At 43.2% G+C, this 18,626-nt stretch carries 15 protein-coding genes; 7 read left to right on the forward strand and 8 right to left on the reverse strand.

Going from position 1 to position 18,626, the window contains the following annotated elements; translation table 11 throughout:
• Nucleotides 1-3,066 (forward strand): efflux RND transporter permease subunit, encoded by a 3,066-nt coding sequence (locus tag L3V43_RS07905; protein ID WP_237116275.1) that lies wholly within the window; start codon nt 1-3, stop codon nt 3,064-3,066.
• Nucleotides 3,067-3,149: 83 nt separating this feature from the next.
• On the opposite strand, the gene rnd is transcribed toward L3V43_RS07905, so the two are convergent.
• The 3 genes from rnd to L3V43_RS07920 form a co-directional block, all read right to left on the reverse strand.
• Nucleotides 3,150-4,280: a ribonuclease D gene (gene rnd / locus L3V43_RS07910; protein WP_102058084.1), complete on the reverse strand. Its 1,131-nt coding sequence runs from the start codon at nt 4,278-4,280 to the stop codon at nt 3,150-3,152.
• Between the two features lie 77 nt (nt 4,281-4,357).
• Nucleotides 4,358-6,010 (reverse strand): long-chain-fatty-acid--CoA ligase FadD, encoded by a 1,653-nt coding sequence (gene fadD / locus L3V43_RS07915; RefSeq protein ID WP_010605463.1) that lies wholly within the window; start codon nt 6,008-6,010, stop codon nt 4,358-4,360.
• Between the two features lie 192 nt (nt 6,011-6,202).
• The gene (locus tag L3V43_RS07920) at nt 6,203-7,075 is read right to left on the reverse strand and encodes an alpha/beta hydrolase (RefSeq protein ID WP_102058085.1); all 873 of its coding nucleotides are present in this window, start codon (nt 7,073-7,075) and stop codon (nt 6,203-6,205) included.
• Between the two features lie 187 nt (nt 7,076-7,262).
• Here L3V43_RS07920 and L3V43_RS07925 point away from each other — a divergent pair, with 187 nt between their 5' ends.
• Nucleotides 7,263-8,555 carry an alkaline phosphatase gene (locus L3V43_RS07925; protein WP_237116274.1) on the forward strand — a complete coding sequence of 431 codons (1,293 nt, stop codon included), beginning with the start codon at nt 7,263-7,265 and terminating at the stop codon, nt 8,553-8,555.
• Nucleotides 8,556-8,795: 240 nt separating this feature from the next.
• On the opposite strand, the gene L3V43_RS07930 is transcribed toward L3V43_RS07925, so the two are convergent.
• From L3V43_RS07930 to L3V43_RS07950, 5 genes are all read right to left on the reverse strand, one after another.
• Nucleotides 8,796-9,092, reverse strand: coding sequence for a hypothetical protein (locus L3V43_RS07930; RefSeq protein WP_237116273.1), 297 nt, complete (start codon nt 9,090-9,092; stop codon nt 8,796-8,798).
• 44 nt (nt 9,093-9,136) lie between these two features.
• Nucleotides 9,137-9,823, reverse strand: a complete 687-nt coding sequence (gene tsaB, locus L3V43_RS07935) for a tRNA (adenosine(37)-N6)-threonylcarbamoyltransferase complex dimerization subunit type 1 TsaB (protein ID WP_237116272.1) — start codon at nt 9,821-9,823, stop codon at nt 9,137-9,139.
• Nucleotides 9,813-11,651, reverse strand: coding sequence for an ATP-dependent DNA helicase (locus L3V43_RS07940; RefSeq protein ID WP_237116271.1), 1,839 nt, complete (start codon nt 11,649-11,651; stop codon nt 9,813-9,815). Before L3V43_RS07940 ends, tsaB begins: the two co-directional genes overlap by 11 nt.
• A 547-nt stretch (nt 11,652-12,198) precedes the next feature.
• Nucleotides 12,199-12,750 (reverse strand): inclusion body family protein, encoded by a 552-nt coding sequence (locus L3V43_RS07945; RefSeq protein WP_102058090.1) that lies wholly within the window; start codon nt 12,748-12,750, stop codon nt 12,199-12,201.
• 387 nt (nt 12,751-13,137) lie between these two features.
• A complete protein-coding gene (locus L3V43_RS07950) occupies nt 13,138-13,383 on the reverse strand; it encodes a hypothetical protein (protein ID WP_010605471.1) in 246 nt (81 codons plus the stop codon).
• Nucleotides 13,384-13,719: 336 nt separating this feature from the next.
• Between L3V43_RS07950 and hisG the strand changes: the two genes are divergently transcribed.
• From hisG to hisH, 5 genes are read left to right on the forward strand one after another with little or no spacing between them, the layout of a single operon-like run.
• The gene (hisG, locus tag L3V43_RS07955; protein WP_237116270.1) at nt 13,720-14,619 is read left to right on the forward strand and encodes an ATP phosphoribosyltransferase; all 900 of its coding nucleotides are present in this window, start codon (nt 13,720-13,722) and stop codon (nt 14,617-14,619) included.
• A gap of 4 nt (nt 14,620-14,623) precedes the next feature.
• Entirely contained in the window at nt 14,624-15,919 is a 1,296-nt protein-coding gene (hisD, locus tag L3V43_RS07960; RefSeq protein WP_237116269.1) for a histidinol dehydrogenase, read from the forward strand.
• Nucleotides 15,912-16,979 (forward strand): histidinol-phosphate transaminase, encoded by a 1,068-nt coding sequence (gene hisC / locus L3V43_RS07965; protein ID WP_237116268.1) that lies wholly within the window; start codon nt 15,912-15,914, stop codon nt 16,977-16,979. Before hisD ends, hisC begins: the two co-directional genes overlap by 8 nt.
• Complete coding sequence (gene hisB, locus L3V43_RS07970) at nt 16,976-18,037, forward strand: bifunctional histidinol-phosphatase/imidazoleglycerol-phosphate dehydratase HisB (protein WP_174169185.1); 1,062 nt, start codon at nt 16,976-16,978, stop codon at nt 18,035-18,037. Before hisC ends, hisB begins: the two co-directional genes overlap by 4 nt.
• Nucleotides 18,034-18,624: an imidazole glycerol phosphate synthase subunit HisH gene (gene hisH / locus L3V43_RS07975; protein ID WP_237116267.1), complete on the forward strand. Its 591-nt coding sequence runs from the start codon at nt 18,034-18,036 to the stop codon at nt 18,622-18,624. Before hisB ends, hisH begins: the two co-directional genes overlap by 4 nt.
• The last annotated feature ends 2 nt before the right edge of the window (nt 18,625-18,626 follow it).

Raw genomic sequence — 18,626 nt, forward strand, 5'->3', positions numbered from 1 at the left:
ATGAGTTTAGCCAAGTGGTCAATTGAGAATAAGGTTATCAGTTGGATGTTTGCCTTGCTCCTGCTTATTGCTGGGGCGGTATCCTATTTGGGCTTAGGCCAACTAGAAGATCCTGAATTCACACTAAAAAAAGCCATGGTCGTGACCATGTATCCTGGTGCATCGCCACAACAAGTGGAAGAGGAAGTCACCTTCCCGATTGAAAATGCGATTCAATCTCTGCCGTATGTTGATTATGTTACTTCAATTTCTTCTCCCGGTAAGTCGCAGATCACTGTTGAGATGAAGAGTAAGTACCGTAAGAAAGACTTACAACAGATCTGGGATGAGCTGCGCCGTAAAGTAAATGATCTCTCGCCGAAGCTACCGCCAGGTGTTATGACGCCAAGCGTTATCGACGATTTTGCTGATGTTTACGGTGAACTCTACGCGATCACCGGTGAAGGCTATTCGTATGATGAGCTAAAAGACTACGTTGACTTTTTAAAGCGCGAATTAGTGCTAGTAGAAGGTGTGAGTAAAGTCACTGTTGCGGGTGAGCAGCAAGCACAAGTGATCGTCGAAATATCAACACAAAAACTGTCACAACTTGGCATTGCGCCTAGTTACATTTTCTCGTTGTTACAAGCTCAAAATACGGTATCTAATGCGGGTAAAATACGAGTTGGAGACGAGTCTATTCGCCTGCACCCTACTGGTGAGTTTACAGACGTTGCTGAGCTAGAGGGTTTACTTATCTCAAAGCCCGGCGCCAAAGAGCTTATTTATTTGGGTGACGTGGCAAAAGTAACACGCGAATATGCGGAGGTGCCGAATCATATTACACGTTTTGATCAAAAGCGTGCACTGCTGGTTGGGGTTTCTTTTACTTCTGGTGTAAATGTTGTTGAGGTGGGTAAAGAAATCGAACATCACTTACAGCAATTGGAATATCAGCGCCCTTACGGTATTACGATCAACACGGTTTACAATCAACCAACAGAAGTAGAAACCTCGGTTGATGGTTTCATCGTTAGCCTTTTAGAGGCCGTTGCCATTGTAATTATCGTTTTGCTTATTTTTATGGGTGTAAAAAGTGGTATTTTAATCGGCGGTATTTTGCTTATTACCGTGCTGGGTACCTTTATCTTTATGAAGATATTCGCCATTGATTTACAACGTATTTCATTAGGTGCTTTGATCATTGCGCTGGGGATGCTAGTCGATAATGCCATTGTAGTGACTGAAGGCATTTTGATTAATATTAAACGGGGTCAATCTAAAGTAAAAGCTGCTGTGAACATTGTTGAACAGACAAAATGGCCACTTCTTGGCGCAACCGTTATCGGGATCACCGCATTCGCACCGATTGGCTTAAGCTCCGACGCCAGTGGTGAGTTTGCAGGCTCGCTATTTTGGGTGTTGTTAATTTCACTACTGCTAAGTTGGGTAACGGCTATTACACTGACGCCATTTTTTGCCAATATGATGTTTAAAGGGCCTAAAGAAAAGTCATCAGATACCAGCGGAGAAGACGACCCTTATAAAGGTGTGATCTTCACCGTGTATAAATCCATGCTGACCTTCTGCCTTAAAAATCGTGCTATTACTATTATTTCTATGGTACTGCTATTAGTCGCTGCAGTTGTTGGCTTTAAATCGGTTAAGCAATCTTTCTTCCCAGCTTCAAATACACCGATGTTCTATGTGGATTACTGGCATTATCAAGGTGCAGATATACGCAGCACGGCGCAGAATGTTGAGAAAATTGAATCCTTTTTACTGGCCGATCCGATGGTTAATGAAGTAACTGCAACGATTGGGCAAGGCGCGCCTCGTTTTATGTTGACCTATTCGCCTGAAAAACAATACGACGCTTATGGCCAGTTAATTGTACGTGTAAAAGACCGAGAAGCAGTAGTGGCTATGATTGCCAAGCTTCGCGATTATGAGCTTGAAAATGAGCTAGACGGACGTCTCAAAATAAAGCGTATGGAAATTGGTCCTTCAACTGATGCAAAAATCGAGGCTAGGTTCTCGGGACCAGACCCTGTTGTGTTACGCCAACTAGCTGAAGAAGCCAAAGGTATTATCAGCCAAGACGAGAAAGCGTTTAATATTCGTGACAACTGGCGACAAAGAACCAAGCTGGTACGCCCACAGTTTAATGAATTGAAGGCGCGTCGATTGGGGATCAGTAAATCAGACTTAGATCAGTTGCTACTGACTTCGGTGTCAGGTAACAAGGTAGGGTTATATCGAGATGGTACACAACTGTTGCCTATCATTGCGCGCTCTCCTGAGGAAGAGAGGCTCAATGTTGAAAATCTTGGTGACTTACAAATATTCAGCCCTGTCCTTAGCGTCTACGTACCAGTTTCACAAATCGTGGATGATTTTAGTGTCACTTGGGAAGATAGCCTGATCATGCGCCGCGACCGTAAACGTACCATCACGGTAATGGCTGATCACGACGTGATAGGTGATGAAACCCCAGCTAAGTTATTTGCAAGAGTGAAGGCGGATATCGAAGCCATTGAGCTACCCCAAGGGTACGAGATGCAATGGGGCGGCGAGTATGAGTCGTCAAGCAAAGCGAAGAAAGCCATTTTTGGCTCATTACCAATCGGTTATTTAGCGATGTTTATGGTCACTGTATTGCTCTTTAACTCGGTGAAAAAGCCATTAGTGATCTGGTCAACCGTGCCGCTTGCTATTATTGGGGTAACGGCAGGCCTTGTTTTACTACAAGCACCATTTAGCTTTATGGCGCTGCTAGGCTTGCTAAGTTTATCCGGCATGTTGATTAAAAATGGTATTGTACTGATGGATCAAATAAATATCGAAATAGACTCTGGTAAGTCCCCTTACCAAGCGGTATTTGATTCTGGTGTGAGTCGTGTAAGGCCGGTGTCTATGGCTGCTATCACAACCATACTGGGTATGATCCCGCTATTATTTGACGTGTTCTTCCAGTCCATGGCGGTCACCATTATGTTCGGTCTTGGTTTTGCGACCATACTGACGTTGATTGTATTACCTGTGTTACATTGCGTGTACTTTGGTATCGAACAACCAAAAGACTAGTTGAGCGACATCCACCTTCTTCGGAAGGTGGATGTTATTATCGCTTTCGCTGTTTATCTTTCACCTTTAAATCGACAGGAGTGCTACAGCCACCAACTGTCTAACTTATCTGCAACAAGCTCAGCCCTCCAGCCTAACGCAAGATCGGGTTTCATCAGCAATTGCTTTTCTTCCGGTGACTTTTTCCACGACCAGCTGATCACCTGATTGATTTGTTTTTTCGAAGCAAACACATCAACAGGAATATCGTTAGTTTTGGCGACTTCGGCGATAACCTGTTTGATATCCTTGCACGCTGCTTTGTAACCTTTGAAGTCGATAAGTCTTCTCACGCGTTGTGGACAATCTTGTTCACTTACTTCTTTTGCTTTTTCTATACAGGCGAGAATTTCTTTGCCAGAGCGATTAACTTCCATTGGCTCAACACCTGGAACATTACGTAAACTTCCCAGTGAGCTTGGACGACGTTTAGCAATTTCGACCATGTTATGTTCTTTAAGCACGAAATTTAGCGCTAAGTTCTTTTTCTCTGCCTTAGCTCTGCGCCACGCTGCAAGTTCTTTTAGAGTAGCAAGATCTCTAGGCTTAAGTTGCCACACGTTTTTGACATCAAGATAAAGTACTTCATCAGGTTGGCGGAAGCTCCTCTTTTGGGCAAGCAACTCACTCTCTTGAAGCACTATGTTAAATAGCTGCTTTTCATTTACTCGCGCTTGAATAGTCTCAAAACATGGCAGTAAATGATATACATCGGAGGCGGCGTAATCTAATTGGCTTTGAGTTAAAGGGCGGCGTAACCAATCTGTTCTGGATTCACTTTTGTCAATGTCTACGTCTCTAAGTTGCTTCACCATATTAGCAAAACCAATACAACTCCCCTCACCTAACAACTGTAAAGCAAACTGGGTATCGAAAATTGGTGATGGGATAAAACCTGCAAACTTTAGAAATACTTCGATATCTTCTGACGGAGAATGAAGTACTTTTAAAACACTAGTATCTGAAAACAACGTCCACAGCCTACTAAAATCCATATCGGCTAGTGGATCGATAAGGGCAAGGTGGTTACCATCAAAGATCTGTAACAGAGCAATTTCTGGGTATAGGGTGCGGCGACGCATGAACTCGGTGTCGACGGCGAGCACTTTGGCTTTCGAAATAGACAAGACAAATTCATCTAGTGCTGTTTGGCTTTCAATAACTTGATACTGCACTGTTACTCCCATGCAATTTACATAACTAGCGATATCACGCTAGTTATAAAAAAGCCGGCTAGTGCCGGCTTTATTTGTTATTCTTTTAACGCTCTACGCAGTATTTTACCAACGTTAGTCTTTGGTAGTTCATCTCTAAACTCAACTAGTTTTGGTACTTTATAGTTCGTTAGATTATCTCGGCAATGTGCAATTATATCTTTTTCTGTTAAAGATGGGTCTTTTTTAACAATAAAAACTTTAACTTGCTCACCACTAACCTCATGAGGCACGCCAACCGCTGCAACTTCCAACACGCCTTCGTGCATGGCAACGACTTCTTCGATTTCATTAGGGAAAACATTAAAGCCAGACACTAAGATCATGTCTTTTTTACGATCAACGATGTAGAAGAAACCGTCATCATCATAAGTAGCGATATCACCCGTTGCAAACCAGCCGTCTTTTAAACATTCGGCGGTTGCGTCTGGACGGTTGTAGTAACCAGCCATCACCTGTGGTCCTTTAACACACAGCTCACCGGGCTCACCTTTAGGTGTTTCATTGCCGTTGTCATCAACTATCTTAATGTCAGTGCTTGGTGCAGGTAAACCAATAGACCCGTTGTAGGCTTCAAGATCGTGTGGGCAAATAGTAACTAGCGGCGCACATTCTGTAAGGCCATAACCTTCCATCAGCTTTGATTTTGTTACCTTTTGCCAGCGCTCAGCGACAGGGCGTTGTACGGCCATACCACCACCTAAAGACATTTTCAGGGTTGAAAAGTCTAGGTCGGCAAACCCTGGTGTGTTTAACAGGCCATTAAATAGCGTGTTTACACCGGTGATAGCGGTAAATGGAACTTTTGCCAACTCTTTTACAAACGCAGGCATGTCACGCGGGTTGGTGATCAAGATATTGTGACCACCGTACTTCATAAAGGTCAAACAATTCGCTGTTAATGCAAAGATATGGTATAGCGGTAGTGCCGTGATAACGACTTCTTTTCCTTTAACTAATACTGTATCTAAACAGCCTGAAACTTGCTCTAGGTTTGCTACCATGTTGCCATGAGTCAGCATCGCGCCTTTAGATACGCCAGTTGTACCGCCAGTGTATTGCAAGAAGGCAAGGTCACTTAGCGTCACGTCTGGTTTACTGTATTTTGCAGGATCTGCTGCAATTACTTGTTTGAAAGGAATGGTATTTGGCAGGCTAAAGTCAGGCACCATTTTTTTGAAGTGCTTAACAACAAAGTTCACCAGATGCTTTTTGAAGCCACCTAACATGTCACCAATTTCTGTCAGCACTACATGCTTCACACTGGTTTTTGGTAAGGCTTGCTCCAGTGTATGGGCAAAGTTTGCAAGAATAAAGATAGCTTTTGACTCGGAGTCATTTAGCTGATGCTCTAATTCGCGCACGGTGTAAAGCGGATTGACGTTTACAACGGTACAACCAGCACGTAGTACACCTAAAATAGTAACTGGGGTTTGCAACAAGTTTGGCATCATGACAGCAACTTTATCGCCACGGCCAAGTTTCAATTCATTTTGTATATAACTAGCAACTGCTTTGGTCTTTTCATCAACTTGCTGATAAGTCAGTGTCTTACCCATATTGGTGTAGGCTGGATACTGAGCATAATCTGCAAAACTTTTTTCAAATAATTCAAGCAATGAGTTGTAATGCTCTGGGTCGATAGTTTCAGGCATACCTTCTGGGTAGCGCTTAAGCCAGATTTTTTCCACTCTTAGCTCCTGTGTTCTCGTTATTTTTATATTCACCCTAAACCATAAACGATGTAAGGCACTTTAACAATTGAGCAAATACTCTAAAAACGCCATATTCCCACAATATCTGAGGATTTACAATCTAGATGCTGTTGAAACGTAGGCTTTAGCGCTCTTTGTGAACTTTTCTTTCCATGATTAGTTTATTCTTTACGCTCCTTCAGTTGTGAACGATGTTTTGTCGCAGTTTTGGTGTGCTTCAATTAGCTTATAGCAAATTTCCGGGTTTTCCATATGGCAATGGTGGCCGCCAGGTATTTTCTCAAGCTTGAGTGAGTCGAAACAGCCTTTAAATTGACTATATTGTCTGACAATCATGTTATAGCCTTGTTCTGCTAACACCAGTAAGGTTGGAATGGTAATCCCATTGAGCGCGGATTTTGCCTGCGAGATGGAATACCTAAATCCAGAGTGGTGCTTTAGCCTAGGGTCTAATGCCAGTTGCACGCCTTCACTGTGCGGCAGGGTATTTCTTGCCATAAGCAGCGCTGCTATTTCTACGGAAACATCACTGATTTTACTGCGCAGTTGCGTAAGTGTATTTATATCAGGATAAACCCGTGGTTCAGATTGTTTTAATTTATCTCGGGAATTAAACGCATTAATGAGCTGGGTTTTGGTATCACTCTCTGAGGTACTCACAATTCCTATTCCCTCGATTAATACCAAAGATAAACAGCGTGTTGGATAGCAGCTTGCAAACAAGTTAGCTATCATCGCCCCCATAGAATGACCAACAATATGGCACGTTTTGATTTGTGCTAAATCTAAAAAGTACTTTAAGTCATAGACATAGTCGATAAAGTAATAAAAGGCGTCGGCACTTTTCCAATCTGAATGTCCATGACCTGGTAAGTCAAGCGCTATATGCGTGTATTGTGTATTGCAAAATGGCGCAAACGGCACAAAACTGTTGCTATTATCTTGCCAACCGTGAAGGTAGATAACGGTTTGCTCTCCTTCTCCCCAGTGTTGGTAGGAGAATGGCCCGATTTTTTGTTCTTTTATCGCATATAGAGACATCGACGAATTCTTTTAGTGTTCATTGTACCATCATTGATTTATCATCTTACCGTGACATATTTGAACTTACTACTTTGATTTGTTGAAAATATTTTTATCGAACATCCATTTTATTACGAATGCGTTTAAATTGATCAAATAGTAGAGAATCACAAACCTTCATCACGATAAGTACACGGGAATAACAATGAATTTCAAAACTAGCCTTTTGGCCTCATTTGTTGGATTAGTATTTGCGGCTCCGACACTGGCTGCTCCAAAAAACATTATTTACATGATTGGCGACGGTATGGGGCCGGCTTACACAACGGGCTACCGTTATTTTAAAGATGACCCTTCCACGAAAGTGGTTGACCCAACGGTTTTTGACTCTATTTTGGTTGGTATGGCGCATACCTACCCAGACGACGACACGGTTGTAACAGACAGTGCTGCGGGCGCAACCGCCTTAAGTACAGGAACGAAAAGCTATAATGGCGCAATTGCGGTAGATACCCATAAAGAACATTTGGAAACGATGCTCGAAGTGGCGAAAAGAAAAGGTAAAACAACCGCGCTTGTTGCAACATCGCAAATCAACCACGCAACACCTGCAAGTTTCGCGTCTCATAATGAATCACGTCGTAACTATGACGACATTGCCAATGATTACATAGACAATAAAATCGCAGGAAAATTACCTGTAGATCTTATGCTTGGTGGTGGCACTAAATACTTCATTCGTGAAGATAGAAACCTAGTTAATGAATTTAAAGACGCAGGTTATCAATACGTCGATGCTTTATCTAAGCTTGATACGCTAAATAAAATTCCTGCGATGGGTCTGTTCGCAGAAGTAGGTCTGCCATTCGCAATTGATGAAGAGCCTCAGCGCCTAACTAAAATGACTAAAACGGCATTATCATTATTGGAAAACCAGAATGATAAAGGCTTCTTCTTAATGATTGAAGGTAGTCAGATTGACTGGTGTGGACATGCTAATGATATCGCTTGTGCTATGCATGAAATGGACGACTTTGCAGAGTCAATTAAGCTTGCAAAGGCTTTTGTTGATAACAACCCAGACACTATCTTGGTGATCACAGCAGATCACTCTACCGGTGGATTAACGCTTGGTGCGAACGGTCAGTATCGCTGGGAGCGTGATGTGGTAGCTAAAGTGAAAGGTTCAGCGGGCGAGATAGCAAAAGCACTTGCAAAGACAAAAGACATTAAAGCAACATGGCAAGAGCTAACAGGTCTTGAGTATGATAGTGCGACTGAGCTAAAAGTAAAAGAAGCACTTTCACAAGGTCCGAAGGCGCTTAGTGTTGTCGTTAAAGAGGCAATTAGTGATGCATCTTTCACTGGTTGGACAACGGGTGGTCACACCGCTATCGATGTACAAGTGTTTGCCCATGGTAAAGGTAAAGAAGCGTTCATCGGCTCGCAAAACAATACCGCAATTGCTGATAAACTGATTGGATTTATTAAAAAGTAAAAATCTTCATTTACTGTCGATAACAAAAAAGGTCAGCATTTGCTGACCTTTTTTGTTATCGAGTCTTGGAAGAGATAATATACCAATTAGCTTTAATACTTGCTCAATTTGAAGGAGCAAATCTGACGCTAACGGCGTTAAAAATTTCTCATTTAGAACAACTAAATAGCAAAATTTTCGTCTTGTTATCGACAAGATTTTCTCGCCTCAAAATAGACCACTTAATTAAGCGAATTGGTATTACGCGTAAACAGAAACGCCAATCATACCTTTGATCTCATCTCGTCTTGCTTCCGTTGCAATTGCTTTGTATTCACTAATTGCTTGTCCAGTACGAAAGTTAGGGCGGTCGTAGATAGTCGAACGTTGCTGCGATTGGAACTGCTCCACCAACGCAATACCCTTTTCACTGGTTTTGATCTGAGCGGTATTGAGCTTAGCCGTATTTCCTTCTTCAATAGCAGTGCTCACCGCCTTTTTAGGCTGTGGCTTTACTTGATATGTACCTGCTTGTTGAATGATTGAATTTAGTTTCACGGTTTAGCTCAATAAATACGAAGTGCTTGTATAAAAATACGCCTTTATTCTCGACCTGGCAACTTTTTCCACGTCACAGTATCCCTCACATATTGCGGCTGGGCGTCAGCTGCATCCACAGATAAGCCTTGTGTGAAACTATCGTCAGCTATAAACAGCATGTAATAAGCATCAGGTAACGTGATATTGTCAATGATTTCGCATTCAAGCTGTGTGGCAAGCTCTGAGAATGCTTGCCATCCTGTACCAACACCGGCCGCACCACTTGATGTGAAGTCGATATTTTCAGGTTTAATAACTGTTTCTACGGTGCTTGGTTGAATAACACCACTAGTTTCGCCGTTGTATTGGCATAAGTAGATTTCACCCATACGTGCATCTATTGCAGACACTACGCTGGACTTGCCTGCTTCCATGTATGCCTGTTGCGCCATCGCCTGCAAAGTTGAAACACCAACCAGCTTAAGACCTGAAGAATATGCTAAGCCTTGCGCAACCGCTGTACTTATTCTCACCCCAGTGAAGCTGCCAGGCCCACGTCCAAATACAATGCCATCAAGTTCACTAAGCGTGATGTCGGCTTCGCGTAAAATACGTTCAACTAAGGGAAGTATCTTTTGGCTATGCTGCTGTGGGCAAACCTCGAAGTGGCGAATAAACTTGCCTTCATAGTGCAATGCAATACTGAGTGCTTCGGTGGAGGCGTCTATGGCCAACAGGTTATTTTTCATTTTTATCAATATTCTCTAAAAATCGAATTGCCTTGTTTAAGTCTCTCGTGCGAGACATATCAGGCAAACTACTTAAAAACGTCTGGCCGTATTTTCTCGTAACTAAGCGATTATCGCAAATAATCAGTACACCTTTATCGTTAGCATCACGAATTAATCGCCCAACCCCCTGTTTCAACGCGATAACAGCTTGGGGGAGTTGTATTGCATCAAAGGGTTCTAATCCACGCATTTCAGCGTCTCGCATGCGCGCTTGCAACAAAGGATCATCTGGTGAAGCAAATGGTAGTTTATCAATGACAACACAACTCAACGTGTTACCTCTCACATCCACGCCTTCCCAAAAAGAAGCTGTGCCAAGTAGTACGGCGTTACCGTGCCGAATAAATTGCTCTAAAATTATCCGTTTCGATGCTTGACCCTGCATAAAAATGGGATATTGCAGTGCCGTATTCAGTCCTTCGTAGACTAAATGCATCGCGCGATAACTGGTAAAGAGTAAAAATGTACGCCCTTTTGCCGCTTCAATCACCTGTTTTGCAAGCTTTACCAGCGCATGTGGCATTAAGTCGTCACGGGTTTCTGGCAAATAGCGTGGCAGGCAAAGCAAGGCTTGCTGCTTATAGTTAAATGGGCTATCAACAATAAATTGTGAGGTCGGTTTGAGTCCTAAGCTACGACTAAAGTGCTCTAGGGAATTATCAACGGATAAGGTGGCGGAGGTAAATACAAAGCTTGCCTCAGTGGTTTTGACAATTTGTGCAAACTTACTTGATACATCAAGCGGCGTGATATGAATAGATAAAAAGCGCCTTGTGGTTTCGAACCAGTAACTAAATCCAGTTTGACTGGTATCAAAGGCACGTTCAAACTGATTTTTAAAGGTCATGACCTTTTCAAATGGGTGTTCTATTTTTTCACTTCTATCCAGGCAAAGTTTGAGCACTTTATAGAGAAAGTCTAAGTTAGCTATCACTCGATGCATGGCATCGCAAATTGGTTTATTCGCCAGCGCCTCATGCCAATCACCACGGGCACCATCGCCACCAAATACCAAACGCAAATCGGCGACACTGGTTTCCAATTTATTGAGTGTTTTGCCAAGTTGCAACATATCTGGAATATCAGAACGGTAGATCACCCTTAAATCGTTAATAAGCGCCTGCAAAGCTTTAGTGCTGATAGTCTCACCAAAGTAGTCACTGGCTATTTCTGGTAATTGATGTGCTTCATCGAAGATATAGCTATCCGCGGTTGGCATTAGCTCCGCAAAGCCTAAATCTTTTACGGCCATATCGGCAAAAAATAAATGATGGTTGATCACCACAACATCGGCATCGACTGCCTTTAATCTTGCCTTTCGGATATAACAGTCTTCGTAGTCTGGGCACTCTTTCCCTAAACAGTTGTCTGCAGTTGAGGTAACGTAGGGTAATACCTTTGCGTCTTCTTCGATACCCACACAGTCGGCTAAGTCTCCACTGTGTGTTTCAGAAGCGAACTTTGCAACCATGGCAAGTTGGTGCATAACATCTGGGTCGTCGGTTGGCACATGGCTCAAATGCTGTGATAAACGATAAGGGCAAAGGTAATTGGCCCTACCCTTTAGCAAAGTGACTTTTTTCCCACTGCCAAGCACCTTTTTTAGGGTTGGCACGTCACGATGGAATAATTGCTCTTGCAAGGCCTTAGAGCCGGTTGAGACGATGACTTTACCTTTAGACTGAAAGGCAGGAATGAGATAAGCAAACGTTTTCCCCGTCCCTGTTCCAGCTTCGGCGATGCATTGTCCACCATTTTGTATGGTTTCTTCTACTGCAATAGCCATATCAATTTGGGGCTGCCTTGGTTGATAGCCTGAGAAGTGCTGGGCTAAAGGCCCCGTAGAAGAGAAAGTCGTAGATACAGCCAAAGTAATGTAGTTTACAAACAGACAGGTCGCGAAATTGTATGTGGCTAAGCACCAAATCGCAAGTAATCATTCAAAACCAGCATACCGACACCAACAATGATTGCCTTCAATTAAAAGTTGCGGTGATTAGCTGAAGAAATGGTAAACAAGCAAATGAGGAGAAGCGCAGTGCTTAAATAAAATACTAAAACAGCTATACTATCAGGAAAACACAGGGGCTAACGCGAGCACAGACAGACCTACAACGAATCAAGCTATAAGGTTCTTTACTGATTTATACGGCATGTTATTTCTCCAGTGTAAAATGGTGAACGGTCAGGTTAAATTAGCTTTGGCTTGACGTGGTGGCTACTGGCCCTAGTGAAATTTGTTGAGCATAAAGATTGAGGGAAAAGCCGTGCGGTATAGCTACACGGCTTAAATATGTACAAAATAAGTCTATTTTGGTCAACAGTTACTTTGTTCAGCTAACAGTGATGGTTGGATCCCATTGATAATATCCTAAAAGCGACTGGCTTTGACCATCTGAACTAAGCGTATATAACGCAAACTGAACTTGAAAGTTTTCAGTGCCTGAGTTTCGCACCTTAGAATCCAGCGTCATAAAGTTTGTGCTTACATGCGCCGCTGGTAAACCATTATTGTTGCCGGAATTAACATTTGGAACTGCTGCTTCAGTGCGATTTACGCTGTTAGTCACAAACGTGTTAAATACCTGAGTACCACCAAATTGTTTGATCCCGTAGATAATCACTGCATCATCGGCGTTGCCGTAAATCGACGTGCCGCTAAAGGAAACATTGTCCCCAGCGTTTGCTCTAAAGTTTAGTACCGCAGTACCTTGTCCACTAACAATGCCTCTGGGATCTGAAGCAATCATAAACTCACTGTTATGATCTATAGGTGTGGGATTATTTTGGTCTTGGCTTGGGTGGGGGTAATGCGCTTTCACGTACTCTGTATCAATGACAATGAGCACATTAATGCTTTCTGAAGATGCTTCTAATGTTGACATGACATTCCTCTCCTATCGGATGAAATTTACAAGAAATTAGTGATCCCTCTCTTGTGGCGTCCTGCACATTCACCATATCATCGAATCACTTTCTTTCACTTAACTTAAAATGGATTTACGGCCTAGAATTTTTATCCTAGCCACCATTTCGTTTATAAACATAGGTGTGAAAATGCTAGATTTGAATTACACGGCATTACACCTTTATAAACAAAATATCTTATTTTTTAATATGGTTGGGGGTAGCGGTTACTAACTTTTTGAAAGGCGGCAGTTTTTCTGGTCTAAGTATTGCGAAGACGAAAAATATCTTTACCAGTTCTGGAAATGTATTGGCACCGAGGTGAAGTGAGTTTAAACTAACAGACGCAACAAAACATTTTACGATTACGCCCATGTATCTAGATTCTCACCCTTATGTTCTTCGTGAGATTTTTCCTCCTCATCCTCTTCATCCTCGCTTTCTTTAATTTTTTCATGCTCAGCAGCTTGGCGTTTAAGTTCGATCTCGGTTTTTAGATCTTTCTTAACTTTTTCAATCTTATAGTGCTGCACACCAGCTACATGAAATGCAGACTTATGAGTTACATCTAGCCGTACGATTGGGCCTAAAAACGGTTTAAACGCATCCATATATTTCTCCACTAACCTATTGTTGATCTTACTTATTATCGGCTGTTATAAGCTATTCTTTAATTTGCGTTAAAAAATGATTGCCAAATAGAACAATAATGTGTTTATCTATAAATGAACTTTTTGAACAGCAGATATATTACAAAGGTAACATCATGCTAATGACACTGACAGCAATTCATCATCACCATCATCATACGGGATAACCTGTCAGGTATTTCGCTGGTGGGTTATTCCTTAAAGGAACCTCCGGCGAAGCAAAAAGTATAGTCAAAGTTTATTTCGCCCCGAGGTTCCGCCTCGGGGTTTTTCGTTTAAAGAATTAGGAAATAAATAATGAGCAACAGCAACCGTTTAAGAATCGCAATCCAAAAATCAGGCCGTCTTTCAAAGGATTGTCAAGCCCTTCTCAAACAACTTGGTGTAAAACTAAACCTACGTGAACAGCGTTTGATCGCCCACTCTACCAACATGCCTATTGATGTACTTAGAGTACGTGATGACGATATTCCCGGCCTTGTAATGGACGGCGTTTGTGATTTAGGCATTGTCGGCGAAAACGTGTTAGAAGAAGCTCAAGCTGAGCGTGTTCGCAACGAGCAGTTTGCTGAAGTCACTAAACTTTCAAGACTGGACTTTGGCTTTTGCCGTTTAGCACTGGCGTGGCCACAAGAGCTAGGTCAACAGGAAAAGGCGTGGTTTAACGGCAAACGCATCGCAACCACCTACCCTGAGATTTTAAAGCAATATCTAAAGCGTGAGAACATCGATGCTAGCGTGGTCATGTTAACGGGCTCGGTAGAAGTAGCACCTCGAGCAGGCCTTGCTGACGCCATTTGTGACTTAGTATCAACCGGTGCAACGCTTGAGGCTAATGGCCTTATGCAAGGCGATACCATCTTAGAATCTAATGCTTGCCTCATTCAAAATTCAGCATTGACTGACCAAAGTAAGCTTGCGCTTATCGATAAGTTAATGCCACGCCTTAAAGGGGTGAAACAAGCAAAAGAAAGCAAGTACATCATGATGCATGCACCAAAGAATAAGTTAGATGAAGTATGTGCATTACTTCCAGGTACAGGCCAACCAACTTTACTTGCACTTGCTGGCAGTGATGAATATGTTGCACTTCACATGGTTAGCTCTGAAACCCTATTTTGGGAGACAATGGAAGAGTTAAAGGCGCTCGGTGCTAACTCTATTCTCGTCATGCCAATTGAAAAGATGATGGAGTAACAGCATGTTTGATTGGCAGCAAGCCACCAGCGAGCAACGCAGCGAATGCTTGAGCCGTCCTGCGGTCAAAGTGGGCGATAAAGTAAAAGCAGCAGTTGAAAAGATAATTGATAACGTCGCTCGCAACGGCGACAACGCATTACTTGGTTATGCCGAGCAGTTCGACGCACGTATTAATCCAAGAATACGGGTAACAGGATCAGAGCTTATTGAAAGCGAATTTGCGTTAGCACCTGAACTTAAAAGTGCTATTGACCAAGCGTATAGCAACATTAAGAAGTTTCACCAGTTGCAGTTACCACAAAGCAAGAAAATTGAGACTCAGCCAGGCGTGACCTGCGAGCTCAGATATCAAGCGATAGAAGCCGTGGGTTTATATGTGCCAGGTGGTAGCGCGCCACTGCCTTCTTCTGTCTTGATGCAAGGCGTGTGTGCGCAGCTAAGTGGTGCAAAAACAATCGTGTTGGCGACGCCGGTTAAAGGCGATAGCCAAATACATCCTGCGATTTTGTATGCGGCTAAACTGTGTGGCGTTACCGATGTGATTGAATGTGGTGGTGCAGGTGCAATTGCTGCCATGGCGCTAGGTACTAACAGCGTACCAAAAGTGAACAAAATTTTTGGTCCAGGCAATAGCTTTGTCACAATGGCAAAACAGCTGCTTTCTCAGTCAGTGCCGGGACTTGCGATTGATATGCCGGCAGGCCCTTCGGAGGTGTTAGTGATTGCAGATAAGGGCGCTAATCCAGAATTTATCGCCGCCGATCTACTTTCTCAAGCGGAGCATGGGGAAGACTCGCAAGTCATATTATTGGCGTCTGACAGTCAACTTATCGAAGAAACTGAAGCTGCAATCGAGCGTCAACTAAGCAAGCTTAGTCGCGCTGATATTGCCAGAGCTGCGCTTAAAAACAGCACGCTGATTTTAGTTGAGAGCATAGAGCAAGCATTTGAAATCTCAGCAGAGTATGGGCCAGAACACCTAATCTTACAGATAAGAGATGCAGAGCGTTTCCTGCCGCTAGTAAAAAACGCAGGCTCAGTGTTTGTTGGTGACTATACGCCAGAATCAGCAGGTGACTATGCGTCTGGCACCAACCATGTATTGCCAACCTATGGTTATTCAAAAACCTACTCAAGTTTAAATCTGATGGATTTCTATAAGGCTTACACAGTACAAACCATCACAAAAGAAGGCCTTCGTGGTTTGCGCTCTGCCATTTTACCTTTGGCACAAGCTGAGGGCCTAGATGCACATGCGAACGCCGTTAAAGTGAGGTTGGAGAATAATAATGACTAATATTGCGTTACCAAATAACATTGAAAAGCTTAAGGCTTACAGCTCTGCAAAGAGTGCAAAGTTGACCGGCACCACGTGGCTCAATGCCAATGAAAGTCCATACGCTCGTGTGCTTGAAATGTGCTTTGATAACTTAAACCGTTATCCAGATCCGCAACCTCAAGCGGTAATTGATGCCTATGCAGGCTACGCTAAGGTCGAGCAAACAAATGTACTGATGACGCGTGGAGCCGATGAAGGCATTGAGTTATTAGTACGCACATATTGTGAACCGGCCAAAGATAGCATTGCAATCTTTACCCCTACCTATGGTATGTACAAAGTAACGGCAGACACCCACAACATCGCTATTAATGAATTAAGCCAAGCGCAGCTTGCTAAAAACGATGTGGGTTCACTCATCAGTGCAATTGGTGACGCTAAATTGGTATTTGTGTGTAATCCAAATAACCCAACTGGCGCAATACAACCTGCCAGCAAAGTCGCTGCACTTGCTGATAAGCTTAAAGGCCGTGCAATCGTGGTCGTTGATGAAGCTTATATTGAGTTCTGTGAAGAACAAACCTGTGTCGAGCTTATCAAAGAATTCTCAAACGTTGTTGTGCTGCGTACGCTATCTAAAGCGTTTGCACTGGCAGGACTGCGCGTTGGCTTTATGTTAGCGAGTGAAGCGCTATTGGCACCGGTGAGAAAAGTGATTGCGCCCTACCCTGTTTCTACAGTCGTGGCACAAATAGCAGCAACAGCGTTAACGTCAGATGCGATAACGCAGATGCGCCGGCAAGTCTCTATTTTGAACCTAGCAAAAAAGAAGCTTATACAATGGCTACAAGACAGCGAGTTCGTAAGCGCAATGTTATGCGGCGAAGGCAACTTTGTTACTTTACAGCTAACCGACAAACAGTTTGTGGAGCAAGCGATGCGCCAGGGGTTAATCATGCGGCCATTTGTGCTGTTTGGCGAGGACAACTGGCTGCGGATCTCTATCGGCAATGAGCAGGAATTAAAACAAGTAGAAAACTGGCTGAAACAATGCCAAGTCACTGAGGAAGTATCATGAGCGCCCCCTATTTATTCATCGACCGCGATGGCACTATTATCGAAGAGCCAATAACCGATAAACAAGTGGATAGCCTAGAGAAATTGGCACTATTACCCAATGTGATCCCAGCGCTATTACAACTGCAGTCGTTTGGTTATAAGCTAGTGATGGTATCTAACCAAGATGGTCTCGGTACAGATAGCTTCCCTAAAGCTGATTTTGATGCGCCTCAAGATAAAATGATGCAAATCTTAACAAGCCAAGGGATCCGTTTTGAAGAAGTACTGATCTGTCCTCACTTTGACGAAGACAACTGCCAATGTCGCAAACCTAAAACAGGATTACTCACTGAACTGATGCGTTCAGGTAAAGTGAACCTTAGCAAATCATTTGTTATTGGCGATAGGCAAACCGATATTCAGCTTGCAGAAAACCTCTGCATTGAAGGTATTCTCTACAAAGATAACTGGCCTGCTATTGTGACGCAGTTAACCACCTTAAATCGAAGTGCACAAATTGCCAGAAATACCAAAGAAACACAGATTTCGGTAGCGATAAATCTGGATCAACAAGCAAATGGAGAGATTTCAACAGGGCTTGGTTTTTTCGACCACATGCTAGATCAGATCAGAACTCACGCTAACCTTGGCCTGAATATTCAGGCGAAAGGTGACTTACATATAGACGAGCACCACCTCGTAGAAGACATCGGTATTGCCCTTGGTCAGGCTTTTAAGACTGCGCTTGGCACAAAATCACAAATCGCACGTTATGGCTTTGCGCTGCCTATGGACGAATGTAAAGCAGAATGTCAGTTGGATTTATCTGGACGCGCGTCTTTTGTACTTAACGCTGACTTTACAAGAGATAAAGTGGGCGACTTGGATGTACAAATGGTTGAGCATTTCTTTAAATCCTTCGCGGATAATGCGGCAGTGAGTTTAATTTTGAGCGTAAGCGAAGGTAATGCCCACCACCAAGTTGAGGGTTTATTCAAAGCATTTTCTCGTGCTATTCGTATGGCAATTGCAACAGACGCGTCACAGCAAATGGCAAGTTCTAAGGGGTGTTTATGATTGCAATTATTAATACTGGTTGTGCCAATATTAACTCAGTGCGTTTTGCATTTGAGCGCCTTGGTGTCACGCCTGAAGTGATCACTGCACCGGAGAAGCTAGCCCGCTTTGAGCGAGCCATTTTACCCGGCGTCGGCCACGCTAATGTGGCAATGAAGCGGTTAAATGAGCAAGGCTGGGCAGACGCAGTAGCTGACTATCAACGGCCTTTGATGGGGATTTGTTTAGGGATGCAGCTGCTTTGTCAATCGACTGAAGAAGGGGATATTCCGTGCTTAGGTCGCATTCCGGGTAAGGTTGAGTTATTAGAGACTAATGAGTTAACTGCACCGCATATGGGCTGGAATAATCTCCGTGTGGTGAAGCCCCATGCGCTCACTTCAGGGCTCAGTGAACAAGACCAAGTGTACTTTGTACACAGTTTTGCGCATACCATCAATCAATCGACATTGGTTTCGGGTGAGTACGGTCAAGCGTTCTCTGCGATTGTCGCAAACGACAATTATGCTGGCATGCAATTTCACCCTGAGCGCAGCGGCAAGGTTGGTGCGCAGCTTTTACAAAACTTTATTAATTGGCAGCTATAAAA

The sequence above is a fragment of the Pseudoalteromonas sp. L23 genome (genome assembly GCF_021728455.1).
In the GTDB taxonomy this organism is placed as follows: Bacteria; Pseudomonadota; Gammaproteobacteria; order Enterobacterales; family Alteromonadaceae; genus Pseudoalteromonas.

Excerpts from the sequence above, each read along its gene's own strand:
- L3V43_RS07940 (WP_237116271.1), bottom strand. The coding sequence starts at position 11,651 with ATGGCTATTGCAGTAGAAGAAACCATACAAAATGGTGGACAATGCATC.
- hisH (WP_237116267.1), top strand. The coding sequence starts at position 18,034 with ATGATTGCAATTATTAATACTGGTTGTGCCAATATTAACTCAGTGCGT.
- L3V43_RS07905 (WP_237116275.1), top strand. The coding sequence starts at position 1 with ATGAGTTTAGCCAAGTGGTCAATTGAGAATAAGGTTATCAGTTGGATG.
- hisG (WP_237116270.1), top strand. The coding sequence starts at position 13,720 with ATGAGCAACAGCAACCGTTTAAGAATCGCAATCCAAAAATCAGGCCGT.
- tsaB (WP_237116272.1), bottom strand. The coding sequence starts at position 9,823 with ATGAAAAATAACCTGTTGGCCATAGACGCCTCCACCGAAGCACTCAGT.
- hisB (WP_174169185.1), top strand. The coding sequence starts at position 16,976 with ATGAGCGCCCCCTATTTATTCATCGACCGCGATGGCACTATTATCGAA.
- L3V43_RS07925 (WP_237116274.1), top strand. The coding sequence starts at position 7,263 with ATGAATTTCAAAACTAGCCTTTTGGCCTCATTTGTTGGATTAGTATTT.
- hisC (WP_237116268.1), top strand. The coding sequence starts at position 15,912 with ATGACTAATATTGCGTTACCAAATAACATTGAAAAGCTTAAGGCTTAC.
- L3V43_RS07920 (WP_102058085.1), bottom strand. The coding sequence starts at position 7,075 with ATGTCTCTATATGCGATAAAAGAACAAAAAATCGGGCCATTCTCCTAC.
- L3V43_RS07945 (WP_102058090.1), bottom strand. The coding sequence starts at position 12,750 with ATGTCAACATTAGAAGCATCTTCAGAAAGCATTAATGTGCTCATTGTC.
- hisD (WP_237116269.1), top strand. The coding sequence starts at position 14,624 with ATGTTTGATTGGCAGCAAGCCACCAGCGAGCAACGCAGCGAATGCTTG.
- L3V43_RS07950 (WP_010605471.1), bottom strand. The coding sequence starts at position 13,383 with ATGGATGCGTTTAAACCGTTTTTAGGCCCAATCGTACGGCTAGATGTA.